The 18147-nt window shown below is 64.6% G+C and carries 21 protein-coding genes; 11 read left to right on the top strand and 10 right to left on the bottom strand.

The window, feature by feature from the left end:
• Window positions 1–269: 269 nt before the first annotated feature.
• Window positions 270–965 (bottom strand): DNA methyltransferase, encoded by a 696-nt coding sequence (locus GGQ98_RS15100; RefSeq protein ID WP_207791440.1) that lies wholly within the window; start codon window positions 963–965, stop codon window positions 270–272.
• A 263-nt stretch (window positions 966–1228) separates the two neighbouring features.
• Between GGQ98_RS15100 and GGQ98_RS15105 the strand changes: the two genes are divergently transcribed.
• Complete coding sequence (locus tag GGQ98_RS15105) at window positions 1229–1441, top strand: hypothetical protein (protein WP_184070993.1); 213 nt, start codon at window positions 1229–1231, stop codon at window positions 1439–1441.
• Between the two features lie 126 nt (window positions 1442–1567).
• Window positions 1568–2086, top strand: coding sequence for a polyketide cyclase (locus GGQ98_RS15110; RefSeq protein WP_243451926.1), 519 nt, complete (start codon window positions 1568–1570; stop codon window positions 2084–2086).
• 5 nt (window positions 2087–2091) lie between these two features.
• On the opposite strand, the gene GGQ98_RS15115 is transcribed toward GGQ98_RS15110, so the two are convergent.
• From GGQ98_RS15115 to GGQ98_RS15130, 5 genes are all read right to left on the bottom strand, one after another.
• Complete coding sequence (locus tag GGQ98_RS15115) at window positions 2092–3009, bottom strand: HEPN domain-containing protein (protein WP_184070995.1); 918 nt, start codon at window positions 3007–3009, stop codon at window positions 2092–2094.
• 38 nt (window positions 3010–3047) lie between these two features.
• Entirely contained in the window at window positions 3048–3728 is a 681-nt protein-coding gene (locus GGQ98_RS15120) for a lytic transglycosylase domain-containing protein (protein ID WP_243451927.1), read from the bottom strand.
• A complete protein-coding gene (locus tag GGQ98_RS18495; RefSeq protein WP_341534231.1) occupies window positions 3713–4234 on the bottom strand; it encodes a S26 family signal peptidase in 522 nt (173 codons plus the stop codon). Before GGQ98_RS18495 ends, GGQ98_RS15120 begins: the two co-directional genes overlap by 16 nt.
• Window positions 4231–4473: a helix-turn-helix domain-containing protein gene (locus GGQ98_RS15125; RefSeq protein WP_184070998.1), complete on the bottom strand. Its 243-nt coding sequence runs from the start codon at window positions 4471–4473 to the stop codon at window positions 4231–4233. Before GGQ98_RS15125 ends, GGQ98_RS18495 begins: the two co-directional genes overlap by 4 nt.
• A 198-nt stretch (window positions 4474–4671) precedes the next feature.
• The gene (locus GGQ98_RS15130) at window positions 4672–4989 is read right to left on the bottom strand and encodes a DUF736 domain-containing protein (protein WP_184070999.1); all 318 of its coding nucleotides are present in this window, start codon (window positions 4987–4989) and stop codon (window positions 4672–4674) included.
• 739 nt (window positions 4990–5728) lie between these two features.
• Between GGQ98_RS15130 and GGQ98_RS15135 the strand changes: the two genes are divergently transcribed.
• Together GGQ98_RS15135 and GGQ98_RS15140 are read left to right on the top strand one after the other, a co-directional pair.
• Window positions 5729–6517: a type IV toxin-antitoxin system AbiEi family antitoxin gene (locus GGQ98_RS15135; RefSeq protein WP_184071000.1), complete on the top strand. Its 789-nt coding sequence runs from the start codon at window positions 5729–5731 to the stop codon at window positions 6515–6517.
• 5 nt (window positions 6518–6522) lie between these two features.
• The gene (locus GGQ98_RS15140; RefSeq protein ID WP_184071001.1) at window positions 6523–7440 is read left to right on the top strand and encodes a nucleotidyl transferase AbiEii/AbiGii toxin family protein; all 918 of its coding nucleotides are present in this window, start codon (window positions 6523–6525) and stop codon (window positions 7438–7440) included.
• A 51-nt stretch (window positions 7441–7491) separates the two neighbouring features.
• Here the strand turns inward: GGQ98_RS15140 and GGQ98_RS15145 are convergent, their stop codons facing one another.
• Both GGQ98_RS15145 and GGQ98_RS15150 read right to left on the bottom strand, forming a co-directional pair.
• Complete coding sequence (locus GGQ98_RS15145) at window positions 7492–8247, bottom strand: DNA -binding domain-containing protein (RefSeq protein WP_184071002.1); 756 nt, start codon at window positions 8245–8247, stop codon at window positions 7492–7494.
• A 525-nt stretch (window positions 8248–8772) separates the two neighbouring features.
• Window positions 8773–9471: an autoinducer binding domain-containing protein gene (locus GGQ98_RS15150; protein ID WP_184071003.1), complete on the bottom strand. Its 699-nt coding sequence runs from the start codon at window positions 9469–9471 to the stop codon at window positions 8773–8775.
• A gap of 412 nt (window positions 9472–9883) precedes the next feature.
• On the opposite strand from GGQ98_RS15150, the gene GGQ98_RS15155 reads away from it, so the two are divergent.
• From GGQ98_RS15155 to GGQ98_RS15180, 6 genes are all read left to right on the top strand, one after another.
• Entirely contained in the window at window positions 9884–10591 is a 708-nt protein-coding gene (locus GGQ98_RS15155; RefSeq protein WP_184071004.1) for an autoinducer binding domain-containing protein, read from the top strand.
• A gap of 409 nt (window positions 10592–11000) precedes the next feature.
• The gene (locus GGQ98_RS15160; protein WP_184071005.1) at window positions 11001–11612 is read left to right on the top strand and encodes an acyl-homoserine-lactone synthase; all 612 of its coding nucleotides are present in this window, start codon (window positions 11001–11003) and stop codon (window positions 11610–11612) included.
• A 30-nt stretch (window positions 11613–11642) separates the two neighbouring features.
• A complete protein-coding gene (locus GGQ98_RS15165; RefSeq protein ID WP_184071007.1) occupies window positions 11643–12557 on the top strand; it encodes a phytanoyl-CoA dioxygenase family protein in 915 nt (304 codons plus the stop codon).
• Window positions 12554–13165, top strand: a complete 612-nt coding sequence (locus GGQ98_RS15170; protein ID WP_184071010.1) for a GntR family transcriptional regulator — start codon at window positions 12554–12556, stop codon at window positions 13163–13165. The genes GGQ98_RS15165 and GGQ98_RS15170 overlap by 4 nt, the downstream gene beginning before the upstream one ends.
• A 100-nt stretch (window positions 13166–13265) precedes the next feature.
• Window positions 13266–13391: a benenodin family lasso peptide gene (locus tag GGQ98_RS15175; RefSeq protein ID WP_184071012.1), complete on the top strand. Its 126-nt coding sequence runs from the start codon at window positions 13266–13268 to the stop codon at window positions 13389–13391.
• A 66-nt stretch (window positions 13392–13457) separates the two neighbouring features.
• Window positions 13458–14114, top strand: a complete 657-nt coding sequence (locus tag GGQ98_RS15180) for a lasso peptide biosynthesis B2 protein (RefSeq protein WP_184071014.1) — start codon at window positions 13458–13460, stop codon at window positions 14112–14114.
• On the opposite strand, the gene GGQ98_RS15185 is transcribed toward GGQ98_RS15180, so the two are convergent.
• A complete protein-coding gene (locus GGQ98_RS15185) occupies window positions 14069–14479 on the bottom strand; it encodes a hypothetical protein (protein WP_184071016.1) in 411 nt (136 codons plus the stop codon). The genes GGQ98_RS15180 and GGQ98_RS15185 overlap by 46 nt on opposite strands.
• Before the next feature lie 3 nt (window positions 14480–14482).
• Here GGQ98_RS15185 and GGQ98_RS15190 point away from each other — a divergent pair, with 3 nt between their 5' ends.
• Entirely contained in the window at window positions 14483–15820 is a 1338-nt protein-coding gene (locus GGQ98_RS15190) for an asparagine synthase-related protein (protein ID WP_184071018.1), read from the top strand.
• Between the two features lie 279 nt (window positions 15821–16099).
• Here the strand turns inward: GGQ98_RS15190 and GGQ98_RS15195 are convergent, their stop codons facing one another.
• Window positions 16100–18103: an Atxe2 family lasso peptide isopeptidase gene (locus GGQ98_RS15195; RefSeq protein WP_184071020.1), complete on the bottom strand. Its 2004-nt coding sequence runs from the start codon at window positions 18101–18103 to the stop codon at window positions 16100–16102.
• Window positions 18104–18147 lie beyond the last annotated feature (44 nt).

Below are 18147 nucleotides of genomic sequence, written 5' to 3' on the forward strand. Positions count from 1 at the left end.
CGACTGCGACGCCCCCGTCGCAAGCCGCGAGCGCGTCGGCGGCAGGCCAGGAACAGGTCAAAGTGTCGGCGAAGTCCTGCCCAAATACGGCGGCACTCCACCGCCCTACCCCCTCCCGGCCACATCCAGACGCCAATCCCCCCGCCCCAATCACCGCATCTGCTGGGGGCTGCACATCGCGCCAGTCAATGAAACCCGCATTTTCTGACCCGGGGCACAGAATGACGGCGGCCCCTGCGGGGACCGCCGTCTTCATATTTGCGGACGTGTCAGCGCATCATGCCAAGCCGCATACATGCGGTGCGGTAATGGCACCGGTCGAGTTCGATCCCGACAAAATCGCGGCCACTATGATGCGCGGCTGCAAGCGTGGAACCCGACCCGCAGAACGGGTCGAGGATAACATCGCCTGGCCGGCTGAATGTCTCGACAAGCGGGCGCAAAATCTCGACGGGTTTCTCGGTCGGATGAAGCCGGTTGCCGGTGTAGCGCGGCCAGTCGATCACGTCGGGAATCGTCGTTTCGGGAAGCACGGGTCTCCCCTTTGCAAGCAAGTAGGCCTGTTCATGCGTGTAGCGAAGGAAGCGCTGCGAGGACGCATAATGTTTTCGAAAGACGATATGGCCGACCATGCGAAGCCCGGCCGATCGCCATGCGGATATGAATTTGTCGGCAGCGGTCCAGCCGTAGAAACTGATTGCAAATCCGCCGTCCTTGAGCACGCGGCTGACTTCGGAAAATGCCGGCCTTAACCAGCGGTCGTTATCATCATTGGTAACGGTTCGCCCGTCGCGCGCGCGGTAACGGCAAATGTAGGGCGGGTCGGTCAGAACGAGCTCGATGCTGCGCTCAGGCAAACGCCGCATCACGTCAATACAATCGCCGTGAACGATGGTGTTGCGGAAGTCTGCCTGGTGTCCAGGCCGCGTATTTTCCATGTCCGGCCGTGCTGCTGTCGTCTGCATTTCTGCTCTCCTTGGGTCAGGGTTTCAGCGCTTTGGCGGCGCTGACCCCTGCCTCGCGGCGAGCCGTGGGAGAGTGGGGACGCAGTGGGAATCTGCCGGGGTGGTGCGGGCGCAGCGCAGCGAGCCACGGCCCGGCCGATTGCCGTTGCGGGGGAGAGAGGGCTGGCCCTTTCCCCCGAATGTCGTTCGCGGCGAAGGCGGGAACGATCCGGCTTTCGGGAACCGCGCATGCGGACTATAAGAACCGCCGAACAGGGAAACGGATGACGACTATATTTCAGCGGGTGAGCGGGTTTGTCGAGCGGCTGTCACCCGAACCGGTATGCGACGATTGCATTGCCGGACGGCTGGCACTTGAGGCGATCGACGATGTCGCCAACCGCACGCGCCAGCTCGCGGGGAGCGGCGGCTTCGAGATCCGGCGCGGCGTCTGTACGCTCTGCGGCGAGGCGAAATCGGTAATCCTGAAATCCTGATCGCGGGCGTAGTCCAGACACTCGCCTCGGATCGACTCCAGGCAATCATGCACCGCAGCTGACTGTGGAGCACTGCGCGGTGGCTTGAAAAACCGCATGATTTGCGGTTGAAGGATTCGGCTCGACATGAGCGCCGGTCCCGGGTGTTCGAAGACTACCAAAGCGCAGAAAAGTCGGGACCGGTTATTCCCCTGCGCAGAACGTATTACCGGATCAGAAATGGAACTTCAGGCAATGCTCGCCGCGCGCACCTTCAGCGTCTCGATCGCACGCGAATGGCGTGCACTTTACGAGGAGATCTGGAGGCCGCAGATGTTCCCGAAATGGGCATCAGGCCTCTCGGAATCACAGCTGCTTCCGCGCGGTGATTACTGGCTCGCCGAAGGCCCGGAAGGAGCGGTTCGCATCCGCTTCACCGATCACAACGAATACGGCGTCATGGATCATATCGTCGATACGGGGAGCGGCGATCCCGTACACGTACCGCTTCGGATTGTGCAGAACGGAGACGGCGCGGAGGTGATGCTGACGCTGTTTCGTCAGCCCGGGATGGATGACGAACGCTTCTCGGCCGATGCCAGATGGGTGATGCGCGATCTGCGTGCGCTGAAAGCCATGGCGGAGGGTAAACCGCAACAGGGTTGATGGCTTCAGGCCGCGCGTTCGAGCTCGTCGATGCGCTGAAGGCATAGCGCTTCAATGATACCGCGCAGGACCTCGACGCGGCTTCCGATCCACGCCAGTTCTTCCTCTGTGATGCGGTAATGGCGCGAATAGCGCGCCTTCACATAGGCGGCGCGCAGCAGCTCGTAGCAGCGCCGCTCGAACTTCGTCGTACCCGGCCAGACCTCGCGAAGCTGCGGCTCCAGCGCCTCGGTCTGCGAGCGAAGCCGGTTCAGATTGTGCGTCTTGGGCGAGTACAACGTGCGGACGAGAAATAGCGTGTGATAGAGCCGTTCCGTCGTCTGATGGAGATCAAAAGCAGCAACCTTTGGCGCACCATCATTCATCGCGTGCTGATACTGCCTGAAAAATTGTTGGGCGCTTTCATACCACTCTTCGTAATAATCCTGCGTCTCGCGCAGCGCCTCTGCCGGCGACAACGGTCGCGGCGCCTCGAACGGATGCCCCGGCTCCTCGAACAGCACGATCCCGTCGCGCAGGATATCGGTGAAAAAATAGCGCCCACGGCGCAGCTGAGCGTTCACGTCATCGAGGCTGTGGTAGATGAGGCTGACGGGCGTGCGCAGCCGTCCGTCGGCAAGCTCGGTGAGTAGCCGGTCCTCGGTCTTTGTCCAGAATTCCGGAACGTCGGTGAGGTCCTCGTGATTGACGACGACGAGGATATCGTAGTCGGAGAAATAGCGCCCGACCGGGTCCTCGACCCAATCGCCGCGGGCGTAGCTGCCGAACAGGATGATCTTCAGCAAATGCCCGCTCCGATACCGCGGCTGCGTGCGCCGCGAGATCGCCTCGGCGAAGCCCTCGCGCACAAGTCCGACGACATGCGCAAGCTCGCGGCGCTTGCCTTCGGGCAGCGATACAGCCGGGTCATCGGGATATTTCATGGCGTCAGAATCGCGCCAAATCATATGCTTGCCAAGTCTTATTTGCGGAATTCGTCGCGTGCATCCGTTGCCGGCCCGTTCCCTGCCGTATCACGCTCAGGCAGCGCAAACAGGCTCCCCGCACCGCTGTCCGAACGCGCCTGTGTGCCTGCGCCGGCGCCGACGAGGAAAAGTACCGGGCGCGGGGCCGAAGGAGGCGGCGGCGCGTCCTGCCGCACACCGCAAGGCGCGGCGGGCTTGCCCGCGACCGCGGCGACATAGGCGCGTGTCTCGCGCGGCAGCGCGCGCGTGCCGGCAAGGCACTCGCCATAGCGCGCGGGGCCGGCGTGATAGGCCGCAAACAGGCCGGGAAAGCCGAAGCGATCGTGCATCAGCCGCAGATAGGCGGCGCCGGCGAGGATGTTGTCGCGGGGCTCATACGGATTGCGCCCGAGGCCAAACGCCGCGCGCATGTCGGCCCAGGTGCCGGGCATCAGCTGCATGAGCCCCATCGCGCCGGCGCTGCTGGTGATCGGCCGGCCGTCGAGGACGGTACGGCCCGCACTTTCGGCGCGCATCACGCGTTCGATCCAGTCCGCCGGAATCCCGAACCGGAGCGATGCCTCGGCGACGAGCGGGCGCCAGCGCGCCACAGCCTCGGCGCGTGCCGGCTGGGCGGCCGCGAGTGCGGTCAGCAGCGCCAGCCACCGCGCAGCGCTCGCGGTCAGCGTTGCCGCCAAATCAGATGCGCCTTGCCGAGAATGTCGTGGCGCTGGCTCGGCCCGAAATACCGCCCATCGAACGAGGCGGGATGCGCTGCGAGCAGCAGCACGTCGCCCGCGCCGAGCCGGCGGCAGCCGTGCCATGCGGGCATCGGCCGGCCGGCGCCGTCGCGGCGAAGACGCCGCGCGGCGACGTCGCCGTTGACGGTGACCCGGTCGCCGCTTGCGCAGACCATATCGCCGGGTTTGGCGGCGATGCGCTTGATGAGCGGCACGTTCGCCGGGAGGTAATGGCGGCGCGCGGCAAGGGCGCGCCAGGGCGCCGGCAGACGGCCGGCAACGCGGTCGCCGCGTGCCGGATTTCCGGGCGCTGTCACGAGATAGAGACCTGTCGGCGCACTCGCCGAGGCGTTCCAGATGAGCAGCGGCCGCGGACGCGCGAGACTGACCGCGCAAAGTGCTGCGATCAGAAGCGCGGTTCCGGCCGCGGGCCAGGTGCGCAGCGGCCGGAGGGGCGATGTCACGGTGTTCCGCCCTTCCTGCGCGCAGAAGCGCGCGCGGTTGCGCGCGACCATGCGTCGAGATCGTCGATATGGTAGCGGATGTTGCGAAAGTGCCGCCGGAAGCGCGGTCCCGTGCCGTTGCTGCGATGGGCCTGCAGCGCCCGCGGCGAGATTCCGAGCCACGCTGCGGCCATGGCCGGATTGAGGTACGGCGACCGCGGCCGCGCGGGCCGCTCGCGTCCGGGTTCCCTTTGCGTCATGAGCGCGCCTCCCTGGCCAGCGCGGCGCCGCACGCGGCGCGGCGTGCCTTTGGTGCCAGTAGGGACAAGCCGTGCAGAGGCTCGAAAATCGCGGGTGCCGAATTCGAGCCTGGCGCGGCCGGAAGCCCGGCAGGCCGCGCACCCTCCGTCTGCTGCAGGAAAGGTGGCCCCGCGCACGCGGCGCGGGGCCGAACCCGCTCAGTCGTAAGGGTTCCAGATGACCGCGAATGTTTCGTCGGCCTCGCCCGGCACGCGGCCGAGGTTGGCGTAGAGCCGGCGCGGTCCGAATTCGGGCGCGGCAATGCTCAGCGACACATAGTCCCTGCCCGACGCCTCGCCGGTGCGGATCCAGCCGGCACCGACCTCGATGCCCTGGGTCAGCACGCGGTAGTCGGGCTGGGCGTCGCCGGTCTTCGTGCGGTTGGGGATGATCTCGATCCCGGCGCGGATCGAGAGGGTTTTGAGCTCGCCCTTGTAGCCCTCGCCGCTGCGCTTCACATGTCCGATTGCTGGCATTTCATTTCTCCTTCGTGTCTCGCCCGAACCCGTTCCGGGCGATGGGCAGACCGCGGGGCCAGCCCCGAGCCGCAGTCCCGCACCCGCAAGGGCCGGAGCGTGAGCGGCGGACCTGACGCCCGGCTTGTTTGGAAGCGAAGCGGCCGCGAGGAGCCCGGCACGGGCGGGGAAAGAAGCCGTAAGGGCGGAAGGTTTCGGGACAAGGCGGCTGGTCCAGGTCAATGCCCCAAACGCCGGGTCACGGGTACGGCGAGACGTCCTGGAGGGAAGAGAATCCGCACACGGTCACAGCAGATGCAGCGGCGTCGCGATGCCGCGAGTGATCCCCGGCATTCGTCAGAGCCGGTATCGAACGCAAGCTTCAGGACGGCGGCCCGCCCGCCGGAGTGGGTTCCGGAAGTACCGGGGACCGGGAAATGCCTTTTCGAATCGGCGGCACCAGAGGACAGAAGACGGCCGAGCCAGGCACGAAATGTACAACGAGAAGGCAATGTCTGCCTTTGCCGTGATCGGAGCACCGACGATCATCGCGCCGACGATCAGCAAGCCGGCGAAAATGCCTCCCTGCCAATCCGGGTCATTTGCAGCGATTGTTCGCCATGTTCGCCATGTTCGCCGGAGAATATGGGGAGTTGAGGACAGGAAGGTTTACCGTTGTTCTAAAACACTAAGTATGGCTTAGGGAAATGGAATGATTATAAACTCGACAATGGTTTGCAAATATGCCAAAAGGCCAAGCATGGCTATGCGTTTTGATGGAAAACTAAACCGACTCCAGCAAGAACTTCCCGAGGGGCTTCTTGCCGATGCCGCCTGGATGGAAGCCCAGGGCTATTCATCGGCGCTGCGTAGCCAGTATGTCCGCGCCGGCTGGCTCGAAAGTCCGGCGCGGCGCGTCTATCGCCGCTCGCGTTCACCTCTGACATGGCAGCAGGTTGTCGTTTCGCTCCAGACCGTGCTCGACCTTCCACTTGTCGTCGGCGGGCGCACTGCGCTCGAACAGCAGGGCTATGCGCATTATCTGCCCGCCGCGATGCGCGAGGTTCATCTCTATGGGCCGACGCATCCGCCGACCTGGCTGGCGAGCCTGCCGCTCGATCTCGCGTTTCGCTGGCATAACAGCCTGCGGCTGTTTCCCGGCGATGTCGACGCGTCGCCTGAATCGAGTCCCGTCATGGTCAGCACAGGCGGCCTGACCCTGCCCGTCCGCTACTCCAGCAAGGAGCGCGCCGTTCTCGAATTGCTCGACGAACTGCCCGAACGGGAGAGCTTCCAGCAGGTCGATGCCCTGATGGAGGGCCTCAGTGATCTAGGTCCGCGCCGCCTGCAAACGCTCCTTGAGGCTTGCACCAGTGTCAAGGTGAAGCGGCTCTTTCTGTTCTTCGCCAGTCGCCATGGGCACGCATGGCTCGCGCGGCTCGACACATCGCGTGTGAACCTTGGCGCGGGCAAGCGCGTCCTTGTCAAAGGCGGCAAGCTGGACCCGCGCTACAATATCACCGTTCCGCCTGAATTCGGGGCGCATTGATCGTCATGGCCTTTCTCGACATCTATCGGCGGCAGGTTGCGCTTCTCATTCGCACGCTCCCCTTCGTGGCCGGGGAGAGCGCCTTTGCCCTCAAGGGCGGCACGGCGATCAATCTGTTCGTACGCGACATGCCGCGCCTTTCGGTGGACATCGACCTCACCTGGCTGCCGATTGCGGACCGTCGCACCTCGCTTGCTGCGATCGATGCCGCGATGCTGCGGATCAGGGCAAGGATCGAGCGCGGTATCCCCGGCGCGCAGGTCAATGTCTCGCGATCAGCGGATGAGAAGATCGTCACAAAGCTGATCGTGCGCGCCGACGATGTACAGATCAAGATCGAGGTGACGCCGGTGCTGCGCGGCACCGTCTATGCCCCTCGCCTCATCAGCGTGGTGCCTGCCGTCGAGGATGCTTTCGGCTTTGCCGAGATTCAGGTCGTGTCCTTTTCTGATCTCTACGCGGGCAAGATCGTGGCCGCACTTGACCGTCAGCATCCCCGCGACCTTTTTGACGTGCGAGATCTGCTGGCGAACGAAGGTATCGACGACGAATTGCGGCGCGCCTTCCTTGTCTATCTTGCAAGCCACCCCCGCCCGATGGCCGAAGTCCTTGCTCCGAACTGCAAGCCGCTGGACCATGATTTCGAGCACAGTTTTGCCGGAATGACGCATGAGCCGGTCGACCTCGCCGAACTTGAGGAGGCGCGCGAAGCGATCATCACCGCAATGGTCGCCGACATGCCGGATGCGCATCGGCATTTTCTTCTCGGATTCAAGCGTGGGGAACCGGACTGGGATCTGCTCGGCATAGCCGATGCGCAACACCTGCCCGCCGTCCTGTGGAAACGTCTCAATCTGGACCGGCTGACCGCCGACAGGCGGCACGCGCTGGTCGACACGCTTGAAAATATACTGTTCCCGTAAGCGACACTTGCCTCCCAAATCAGACAATGCTCGTGCCGCTGCGGCTGACGATCAGCGCCGCCGGAATGCTCCCGGCATGAGAAGACGTGCGGCCGGCTGCGCGCGAAGCCTCCGGGTCTGCCGGACGAGACGCTGAATCTGCGTCCTGCGTGCGGCAGCATTGACGCGCCATCGTCGACCAATGGCATCCTCGCCGAAGAAGGCCTCCGCAATGTCGCGCTGCGAGGCACCGGCATCGAGCGCATCGCTGACCCGCAACAGCAGCGCCCACCGCCGCGCCCCGGCGGGTGTCGGATATGTGCCGCGCCTCAGGACGCCGGTCCGGCAGAGCGCAATAAACCGGGCGAGCGCGTGCATCGGCGCGGCCGCGGCTACGAGTCCGGGTAGCTGCCATGTCAAATGCGCAGGACCTTCGAGGAGCGTGCCCGCGACGATATCGACGCGCAGGCTGTGCGCGCCGTCCGTCACGAGAAGCCGCTCGGCGCCGGCCAGACGTTCTATCGCAGCGGCGACAGGCAGCAGGTCCGGAGAGAACGCTTCGCTGCCAGCGCAGGGCGCCGCCGCGGCACTCAGCACGAAAGGATCAACATCCCTGCGCCACCAGACCCGCGCCAGCGCGCTGCTGCACGCCGGATCTTCGAACCGGTGAAGACCGAAGCGTCCGGCATCCGTTTCGCCGCGCGCTGCGGCGAAACGGTATGCGGGGTCGCGGCGCAGCCATTCCCAGGCGATAAGCGGCGCGTCGCACGCCGCAAGCGCGCGATACGGCGCATTGGAGCGCCAGTCAGGGATGCCCCGATGGGGCATTGCTTGGCACCGGGCGGATAGCGGGACCCCACGCGCTTGGACGGTTGCGATGCCCACGGCGAGCGCGTGCGATTTCTGTCCAAAGCTTTTCCACAGGCGCCTCCGGCTTGCGCGCACGATGCCGGAAGGGGATGGCGGCGCCATCACCCCCCAAAGGAGCTATTGCCAGGAGTTCAGTTCGCCGAGGTCGATTTCACTGCAATGCGGCGCAGCGGACCAGGCCGTGCGCTCGTCCGAACCGTTAGCCTGCGGCTTTAATGTCATGTAGTGGCATTCTCGCCGCGTCCCGAAATCCGGTTGCCCCTGTTCCTTGCCTTCAGGACGTCATCTGCCTCTTCGCTGCAGAACAAACCCGTCCGCGGGGTTCAGCGCCAGACCGTAACGTCCAGTATAATGCACACAAAGACGCATAACGTTCAGTATATAGGACATTATCGACCACGATTGTGGACACCCTCCCCCGGGACCAGGCGCGCGCGGCGGGGGATGTTTTAGATGCGGCGGTGAACCAGAACCGCAAAGTGGCTACGCCCAGGAAATGCAGTCGCGCATCTCTATAAGGCCCGCGTTCATTGCGGCGAGCGCAAGCTGCGTCCGGCGCGTGACCCCGAAACGCTGCCGCGCCGTCTTCAGATAACGTGTCACGGTTTCCTCGCTGAGACCAAGAATCCGTGCGATTTCCCAGTCGGTCTTGCCCTGCGCCATCAGCACCACACATTCATGCTCGCGCGGACTCAAATGCGGACGACGGGACCGGGTGCCAAGAATTGTGGATGCGGCAAGAAACGCCCGCTGCGCGACGATATCTGCGGCAAGGAGGGTATGCGCTGCAATGCGGTGCCTCGGCGCCACGGCGAAGGAACAGCTCGCTGCACGCCCACCGGGCGCGTGCAGCGGCACCGTGTAGCCAGTGCCGAGTCCGGCGCGGCGGGCAGCCGCAAGATGCGCGCGCTCCCTATCCGTCAAACGCATGAGCGCAGGCAGTTCGCTCCACCGGAACCCTGCAACGTGGCGACTGGCCGCGTGCCAGGCGGGATCGTGGCGCCAGCCACCGAGCATGAATGCGTCGGCCCAGCCGGGTGGATAATTGTGGAGAAGAAGAAGATCGGGGGGCGGCCTTGCGAGGTTCGCATGTTCGGCGATCGCGAAAAAGGAAAACCCGAGATCGCTGGCCGCCGCGCCAAGCAGCGCAGCAAGCGCCGGCAGCGTCCCGGCGCGTGCCACGCTTGCCGCAAACGTGCCAGCGACATCCAGAGCTAAGTCCGGCGCGCCCACCCTTCGATGAAGATCAGGTAGCGCCAACGACGTTGCGCTTTCGTCAACACGGCCCCTGCGCCCCTCTGGAAGCACCGCAATCACCTTCCCAAAAATAAAGAGAATATACTTGCTTTATCTGATCATGTGAATTTACTCTCGGCATTCCTGACCGGACGGGCGAGGTCGCGGACATTACTTGTCCAACCGCACCCGGGCAGAGCGGTGATCATACGGGTTCGGCAAGTGTGCTTGAGGCGTGCTGCCGGCGTGTGAGAAGGCGGCCGGGAGTTCTGGCATCGATGAGAATGCCGGGTCGCCGGGCCGGTCATGGGCCATGTCTCTGCTTGCAGCCTCCGCGTTCGCGCGCAGGATTTCCACTGTGAAGACGCACGGTGCACTTCGTGACGCCCTCGCGGATACCTGCGACCGCATGGGCATCCGCTATTTCGCGCTTTCGCATCATGTCGATTTTTGTGCGTCGCCTCGCGCGGTACGCATTCATAATTATCCGCCCGGGTGGCAGGACTGGTACGATGCAAACCGGCTCGGACTTTCCGATCCGATCCACCGCGCAAGCCACCGGACGGCGCAGGGTTTTCTGTGGCGCGATGTCCCGCAGCTCATTCCGCTGACCCGGACCGATCGCGACGTGCTGGCCCGCGGGCGAGAGATCGGGCTTGGCGAAGGCGTCACGATTCCCGCCCACGTGCCGGGAGAAGCGCTGGGATCATGCACCTTCGTTTCGGTCGCGGATGAAGCGCTGCCCGACGAAGTGCTGCCATGGGCCCAGATGATCGGGCTGTTTGCCTTCGAGGGCGCCCGCCGTCTTTTCCGCCAGCGCCGCCGTACTCCCGGCGTGCGGGTCAGCGACCGTCAGCGCGAATGCATAGCGCTTGCCGGCCGCGGCCTGCGCAATCATGAGATCGCGCGCGAGCTCGGGATTGGTGAGCAGACGGTGCTCGAACATATGCGTGAGGCACGGGCACGGCTTGGCGTGCATTCCCGAACTGAACTCGTCGTTCGGCTGATTGCCGATGGCGCGCTCTGCATTGACGATGTCCTGAAACCTGAGCGGATGGCCCTGTAAGGATGACCGCGCACCGGATGGTTCTCGTGTTTCGGGGATATGCGCGCCGAAATTGCAAATAACGCAATGTCCCGAAAGCATTGCTGCGAGGCGTAAATGCCCGCGGATCGGATCTGACGGCCCGTCGGCATGGCAGAATGATCCGTTTACGTATCATTCCCGAATATAATGATCTGCAAACGTATCTTTATTGCGGCAGGCCTGCTCTGACGGGCAACGTGCTAGTCCTGGTGCAGTAAAGGCTCCCGATCCGAATACGCCAGCCTGTCCAACGCCCGCCCGCAGAGAGCCTGCCTGCTCTCGCCACTCCATCTGACCAGAGAATCGCCTCCCTGTTTCCAGGGATGCACGGCGCTGCAGCCCTCTGCTCAACTGGTCCGCATCCGAAGTGAAGAAGGGAGTGGGGGCGATGCTGCATGTGATCGACAACAACAGCGGTGCGAGCGGCGATGTTCTGCGCGCGATGTTCGAGGCACGGAAACAGGTCTTCGTCGATTTGCTCAAATGGGACGTACCCGTGATCGGCGGCACGTTCGAGATTGACGAGTTCGACGACGGCCATGCCGCCTATCTGGTCCTGACCGACGCATCGGGGGCGCACCTCGCTTCGGCACGTCTCCTGAAAACCGTTCGCCCACATATTCTCGGCACATTATTCCCCGCGCTCTGCGAAAGCGCCGTACCGCGAGCCCACGATACACGCGAGATCACACGCTTCTGTCTCGACCGCCGTCTCAAGGCGCATGCGCGGCGCAGCGCCCGCGACCGGCTTGTCAGCGGACTTGCCGCATATGCGCTGGGCGAGGGCGTGCGGCGATACACAGCGGTCGCCGAACAGGCATGGCTGAAGCAAATCGAGGCGTTCGGCTGGACCTGCCGCGCGCTGGGATCGGTGCAGCGGCACGCCGGCGCCGATATCGCTGCGCTCCTTATCGACATCGACGCTGAAACACCCGCCCGTCTCGCCGCAACGGGGATCTGGAACGCCCCCGACCACCCTCCCCTCGAGCGCGCCGCCTGAGCCCTCCCCCTTTTCAACCGGAGATCTGCCATGCCCGCACCTGCTCTTGCCCTGCAAGGCGCCGACGACTGGACCGGCCGATTGTCCTCGCAAGGTTATTGCATCATCCCGGGATTGCTTCCGCAGGACGAAATCACGGCGCTCAATGCCGCGCTTGATCCGGATTTTGCGCAAACGCCGTTCTCGATCGGCGGCTTCTTCGGTGCGCGCACCAAACGCTTTGGCCGGCTTCTTGTGCGGGCGCCTGCGGCAAGGCGCCTTGCAGAACATCCCACCGTGCTCGGCGTGGTTCAGAATATTCTCGGACCCTGGTGCGATCACATCCAGCTCAATCTCATGCAGGCGATCGAGATTCATCCTGGCGAACCCGCGCAGATGCCGCACCGCGATCAGGATATGTATCCGTGCGAGAAGGGCCGCATCGAATATCTCGTCAACGTCATGTGGCCGCTGGGGATCTTTTCCGAGGACAATGGCGCGACACGGATCTGGCCGGGCACCCACGGCGCGGCTGCAACCGCCGAACTGCCCAGCGGCGCCGGCATTGCCGCGTGCTGCAGACCCGGCGACGCGATCCTGTTTTTAGGATCGGTTCTGCATGGCGGCGGCGCCAACCGGACGGCAACGCCGCGGCGCGGCATCGTCGTGGGCTATTCGCTCGGCTGGCTCAAGCCTTACGAGAACCCATGGCTTGCCTATCCACCGGAGATCGCGCGGCAGTTCCCGGAAAGCCTGCAGGCGCTCATCGGCTATCGCCAGCATCGCCCCAACCTCAATAATTATGAGGGCCAATGCCCGTCGGTGCTGCTGCGCGGCGGCGCGCCCGGGCCGCTTGCCGCGGTGGATGCGCTGACGCCGGAGCAGGCGGAGATTATCACCGCTTATGTGCGCCACGCGGCCGCCCGGAATGCGACAGCACAGGCGGCCAGCGACAGCGCGGTATGAGCCCCGGCCTGACGATGGAGCGCGTTTACGACGCGCTCAAGACACACCTCATGTCGGGCGCGCTGCTCCCGCGCCAGCGCCTCGATCCCGCGCGCCTTGCCGTCGAACTCAACACGAGCACGACGCCGGTGCGCGATGCGCTGCACCGGCTGATGGGCGAGCGTCTTGTCGAGGGCTGGCCGCACGAGGGCTTTCATGTGCCCGCCGTATCGGAATCCCGGCTCCGCGATCTCTATACGTGGAACCAGACCCTGTTGGCGACCTGCCTGAAACTACGCGCAGCGTCGAATGCTGCCCTGCCCGAGCAGGCGCCCGGCCCGGCCGCTCCCGATATCCCTCACGCCGTCGCGCAGCTGTTCGCGGAGCTGGCGCATCGCGCCGGTAATGAGGAATGGCACGCCGCGATCATCAACACCAGCGACCGGCTGCATGCAGTCCGCCACGCCGAGGCGCATGTCTTCGATGATCTCGAACCGGAATTCCAGGCGCTTTCCGCTGCCAGCCGAAATTTGCAAGGCGCGCCGTTGCATCAGGCGATTGCGCGCTATCACCGGCGACGTATCCGCGCTGTGGCTGCGATTTGCAGCGCATGCGGACAGGCGCGCTGATATTCGTTCTGCACGCGCCGTATAAAATTTCGATACCGTCAGGGCGCACTATTCTCGGATCCTGTCGCTGAACTGCGACGAAACCAGAAGGAGAGCATACATGAAACGCACACAGAAGACGGATGTCCGTACGCTCGGCAAGGCGAGCGTCGAGACGAAGGGTCCGGTGGGATTCAACGGCGACGCGCAGATCGCCCAGGATCCGGTTGGTCTCAGCCGCGACTGACAGCAGGGTGAGGACGCGCGGCCTTGCGGCCGTGCGTCCAGCCTTCAGCGGGTGGACAATCGCGCAATGGCCTGGACCCTGCCTGACAGCGTCAGCTTCTGCGAGGTGCACGGCCGACTCGTCTTTCTCGACAGCGCCGCCGACCTCTACCTCTGCCTCCCGGAGGCTGAGGAAGCGGTATTCCGCCGCCTGATGGCAGGCGAGACCATCTTCGGAACGGCCTCCGATATACCACCCGGGCTCGCGGCTGCGGGTCTGCTTGTCGAGGGCGAGGGCCAGCCGCTGGCCCCCTGCAAATCAGCGGACCTCCGCGCCAGCATCCTCGACCGGACGCTCGCGTCCCACAACCGTCACATGCCGGGACTTGCCATGGCACTTGCGCGAGCAGCACTTTCTCTTCGTCTCATCGGACTCGACCGGACCCTGCGAGCCCTGTCACGGTGGCGTGTCGCCGTTCCGCAGCCTGTCGGCACCTGCGCCCATCCTTGCGGTATCGTCGCCGCGTTCGCGCGGCTGGGCATGCTTGCAACACCGCGCGACCAATGCCTTGTACGCTCGCTCGCGCTCGGGCGCTATCTGCGATGCCGCGGTTTTGCGGTCGATATCGTTCTCGGCGCGCGCCTGCGTCCATTCAGCGCGCATGCCTGGGTCCAGCTCGGGGACACGGTCCTCAATGATCAGCTCGATACTGCACGTAATTTCACACCGATCCGTGTCGTGTGATGACGCCGCGCTTCCTTGCCATCATCAGCGTCCCATCGCCTGATGACCGGGTCGCCGCGCACATGAAGGACGCCGGGCTTGCCTGCATTCTCGCTTCCGAGCGTCTGCAGGTGTTCGCCAATGGTATCGGGATCTGTCGTCTCGAGAATGACGTCGGCGTCATTCTCGGGGTGCTTCACCCCCACCCCTTGCGCAGTGCAGGGCCACCTGACACGCGTGCCGTTCTCACCACAAAAGGGCGCTGCCTCACCGAGGTGCATTGGGGACATTACGTCGCCTTCTGGTCGGATGGCGCACAGGTGCGAGCCTTGCGGGCGCCGTTCGGTGATCAGGACGTTTTCTATACAGCGTACCGCGGCGGACATGTCATGGCCTCCGACGTTGCTCTTCTCGAAAGCGCGGTGCAGGCGCGATTCGCGTGCGACTGGGCGCGCGTGGGCGTTCATCTCACCGGGCGGGGTCTGCGCGGAGCGGAAACCTGCCTCACCGGCGTCCACGAATTGCTCGGCGGCGAATGTCTGGTTGCCGGCCCGGATGGGACCCGCACCGACACGCTCTGGTCGCCATGGGATTTCACGCAGCCCGGGAGAATGCTCCCCATCGAGGACAATGCGCGCCGGCTTCGCGAGCTTGCCGACACATGCACCGCTGCGCGCGCCGCCCCGTTCAAACATGTCCTCGTCATGTTGTCTGGCGGGCTTGATTCGTCGATCCTTGCCGCATCAACCGCGAGGAGCGGCACCCGGCTCAGTGCGATGACGTTCACCACGGGCGACCCGAGCGGTGATGAGCGCCGCTACGCCGAGGCGGTCGCGGCTCACCTCGGCATCCCGCTCATCGCGGCTGAACTCGATCCCGGTACAGTCGATATTACGCGGTCCGCCGCCGCGCATTTGCCGCGCCCTGTTGCGCGCGCGTTCGCGCAGGCCATCCGCGCGTGCAAGCGCCGGGTCGCAAGCGAGATCGGTGCGGATGTCGTCCTCGACGGGGGCGGCGGCGACAATCTGTTCTGTTCGCTGCAATCCGCAGCGCCGCTTGCCGACCGGTTGCGCACCCGCGGCGTTGGCCCCTCGGCATGGCGCACCGCACTTGATATCGCAGCACTGGCGCAGAGCAATGTCGTAACCGTTGCTGCGCATGGTATCGCACGCGCCTGGCTTCGACCGCCAGACTACCGGTGGCAGATGGATACGCGGTTCCTGTCGGACGATATCGCTTCCACCGCAACGGCTGCATCGCATCGCTGGCTGGCTGCGCCGCCCGATATATTGCCGGGACGCGCCGCCCACGTGGCGCTGATGATTGCGGTCGAGAATCTTCTGGAAACATGGCCAGGTCCGCTGGCCGAAATGGCGCCGCTCGTCGCGCAGCCGCTTGTCGAGCATTGTCTTGGAATTCCGAGCTGGCAGTGGATTCATGCCGGTCATAACCGCCGGGCGGCCCGGCTGGCCTTTGCAGACAGACTTCCCGAGGCCATTCTGGCACGCCGCTCGAAAGGCACACCCGATAGCTTTTCTGCTGCGCTCTACGAAACACGTCGCCCGGAGATTTCCGAATTTCTGATGGACGGTGTGCTGGCACGGCAGGGAATCGTTGACCGGGAAGCGCTCGGCCGTGTGCTTGCCGATCCGTCCCCGGTGAAAGGTCATGATCATTTGCGCATTCTGTCAATCGTAGACGTCGAGGCCTGGGCACGCAGCTTTTGACGCGGCACTATCAGCTTCGGCAGATCTGTAGTCAGCGGTCCGCTGATTGGCATGTTGAGTATCACTATCCATGGGTTGATCGGCAACAAATCGCCGATATCATGGCTATCCGCGTCAGCGGCAAACGGGCAGCCTTGACGCCAGAACGCTTGGTCGCCCCCAACCGCGTGGTTCACGATCGAGGCGCAGCTCACTCGAAAACCACTCTTGCATGCTCGCCGTCGCGGATGTCGAGGCCTGGGCGCGCGCCTTCTGACGCCGCGCCCAGGCCCTGAGCGCTTAGGGCTTTTCGTTTGTTTTCTGGCCCTGGCGCATCGCATCCCAGCGGGCATACTGTGCGGTCTTCGCCGGGCTCTCGTCGCGTCTCCCCCGCAGCCAGAAATCGAACCAGTCGAGCGCCCTCTCCCAGGTGGCGCGCCGATGCACGGGTTGCCAGCGGATGTGCCGCTCATCGGGAAACACATACATCTCGACCGGCTTGCCGAGCTCGGTCAACACGGTCCAGACGTCGAGGGCGTGCAGATATTCCCGGTCAGCGAGTTGCAGCAGGATGGGCGTGTCGATACGTGCAGCGTTCTGCACGATCGAGGCCGGTTCCCAGAATTCGGGATTGGGCCGCGTCGCAGGCGGATAACCCTGCGACTGCATCGCGCGTGCCCAGACGGGCCCGCCATAGGTGGCGATTGCACCCGGCTCCATACAGCAGTTGCTCATCGCCGCCGCCGCGAACCGGTCGGAATTGATGAGCGCGAAGGCCGCTGTGCTTGCGCCGTCGCTGAGCCCCGTAATTCCGATACGGGCCGGATCGGCAATGCCCATGTCTATCGCTTTCTGCACACCCGCCTCGACCGACGAGAGCAGACTGCGGCGCTCGGCCCAGTCCGTATTGTTGGTCGCCATGAGTTCGTCGTTGTTCTTCGGCGTGCCCTTGACGGTCGCGAAGAACGGCGGCCGTTCGAAACTGAGCACGGCAAAGCCGCGCGCCGCGAAGGCGTGGACCGGATATTCGTCGCCTGTACCGCCCCTGAGGAAGCCGTCGCTATGGTACTGGACCACGACCATCGGCAATTTCCCGCCCGCGTAGCCCGGCGGTACGACGAGCTCTGCCCACGTCTCGATCCCGACGTTGTTGGAAAAGAAGAGTCTTCGGGAGGTCCCGAGACGGATCGAGGCAAACTCCGGGTTGGGATCGTAGAGCACCGTGACATGGCCGGTGCCCGGGTCAATGGCCACGACCCGGCGCGGGGTGGTTGCGTTTTCGCGTAGGCATATGAGGCGCCCTGCCGCGGCCGTGCACCCCTGCAGCACGTCAGGACCGGCCAGAATCTGCCTCGGATTGTCCTTGCCGGGACGCCACCGCCAGATCGCCATTTCGTTGTTCGCCCTGCCCTGGCTGCGCACAACGAAGAGCGTGTCGTCAATCCAGGTCAGCCCCGTGATCTTTCCCGAACAGATATCCGCTTCGCATGGAATGGCCTTGCCGGCCGCGTCCTCGACATGGAGCATCAGGGGCCCCAGAAAGTCGCGCTTCGCCGACGCCCGCCCTGCCCGCGAGGTTGCGGAAAACATCGAGCCTCCGCCGAGCGTCACATCGGCGCCCAGCTGCGCCGCGTCACCGGCGTCGGCTGCTCGGATGTCGCCGCCTTCGGGCGCTGCCGACAGGACCACCCGTGGATGTTCACCGGTGATCTTCGGAAATGCGCCCGTCGTCGGATTGAAGCGGTCGTCGTAGAGATAGCCCGAACGCCCTTCCTCTGCGATCAGCGCTCGGGTTTCGCGGATCCCCGGGCGGACGCCGACAAGGATGCGCGTGCCGTCAGCCGTCCAGCCGACGGACTCGGCATCATCGGCTGTTGCCGCGACGGCATTGGCACCGCTCCCGTCCGCCGCGACACGCCAGGCCTGCACGCGGCCGTCTACCTTTTTCCGGTAGGCGATCCAGCGCCCGTCGGGCGACCAGACCGGCACGATGAGATCGGGAAAGCCCGGTTCTTCAAGCATGCCGCGCAGAATGTACGACAGCGTGATCAACTCCCCGCCTGTGTCAACGACGCGTGTCCCGCCGCTTGCGACATCGAGAACGACAAGCGCGCGGCAATAGCTGTTCGTGTCCGGGTTCGCGCGATTGATCAGAAAGGCGAGCGAACGGCCATCAGGCGAGACAGAGAGCGGAGTATGGCTTGTGACCATGCTGCCTTCGGGAAGTCCGATATCGCGAAGGCGCAGGAGATCGTCCGGAACGAGCGCGCGCGTGGTCGGCTCGTTGCCATCCCGCGCTGGCACAATGTCCGCACAGGTGGCATCAGCATACGCGGCGCTACAGGACA

The organism is Sphingosinicella soli (assembly GCF_014199685.1).
Lineage (GTDB): Bacteria > Pseudomonadota > Alphaproteobacteria > Sphingomonadales > Sphingomonadaceae > Sphingosinicella > Sphingosinicella soli.

What these genes read in the sequence shown, in the direction of transcription:
- GGQ98_RS15105 (WP_184070993.1), top strand. Translation starts at nt 1,229, where the DNA reads ATGACGACTATATTTCAGCGGGTGAGCGGGTTTGTCGAGCGGCTGTCA.
- GGQ98_RS15125 (WP_184070998.1), bottom strand. Translation starts at nt 4,473, where the DNA reads ATGACGCAAAGGGAACCCGGACGCGAGCGGCCCGCGCGGCCGCGGTCG.
- GGQ98_RS15185 (WP_184071016.1), bottom strand. Translation starts at nt 14,479, where the DNA reads ATGTCCGCCGCGGTACGCTGTATAGAAAACGTCCTGATCACCGAACGG.
- GGQ98_RS15165 (WP_184071007.1), top strand. Translation starts at nt 11,643, where the DNA reads ATGCCCGCACCTGCTCTTGCCCTGCAAGGCGCCGACGACTGGACCGGC.
- GGQ98_RS15115 (WP_184070995.1), bottom strand. Translation starts at nt 3,009, where the DNA reads ATGAAATATCCCGATGACCCGGCTGTATCGCTGCCCGAAGGCAAGCGC.
- GGQ98_RS15180 (WP_184071014.1), top strand. Translation starts at nt 13,458, where the DNA reads ATGGCCTGGACCCTGCCTGACAGCGTCAGCTTCTGCGAGGTGCACGGC.
- GGQ98_RS15190 (WP_184071018.1), top strand. Translation starts at nt 14,483, where the DNA reads ATGGCCTCCGACGTTGCTCTTCTCGAAAGCGCGGTGCAGGCGCGATTC.
- GGQ98_RS15130 (WP_184070999.1), bottom strand. Translation starts at nt 4,989, where the DNA reads ATGCCAGCAATCGGACATGTGAAGCGCAGCGGCGAGGGCTACAAGGGC.
- GGQ98_RS15160 (WP_184071005.1), top strand. Translation starts at nt 11,001, where the DNA reads ATGCTGCATGTGATCGACAACAACAGCGGTGCGAGCGGCGATGTTCTG.
- GGQ98_RS15110 (WP_243451926.1), top strand. Translation starts at nt 1,568, where the DNA reads ATGAGCGCCGGTCCCGGGTGTTCGAAGACTACCAAAGCGCAGAAAAGT.
- GGQ98_RS15100 (WP_207791440.1), bottom strand. Translation starts at nt 965, where the DNA reads ATGCAGACGACAGCAGCACGGCCGGACATGGAAAATACGCGGCCTGGA.
- GGQ98_RS15170 (WP_184071010.1), top strand. Translation starts at nt 12,554, where the DNA reads ATGAGCCCCGGCCTGACGATGGAGCGCGTTTACGACGCGCTCAAGACA.
- GGQ98_RS15135 (WP_184071000.1), top strand. Translation starts at nt 5,729, where the DNA reads ATGGCTATGCGTTTTGATGGAAAACTAAACCGACTCCAGCAAGAACTT.
- GGQ98_RS15140 (WP_184071001.1), top strand. Translation starts at nt 6,523, where the DNA reads ATGGCCTTTCTCGACATCTATCGGCGGCAGGTTGCGCTTCTCATTCGC.
- GGQ98_RS15145 (WP_184071002.1), bottom strand. Translation starts at nt 8,247, where the DNA reads ATGCCCCATCGGGGCATCCCTGACTGGCGCTCCAATGCGCCGTATCGC.
- GGQ98_RS15175 (WP_184071012.1), top strand. Translation starts at nt 13,266, where the DNA reads ATGAAACGCACACAGAAGACGGATGTCCGTACGCTCGGCAAGGCGAGC.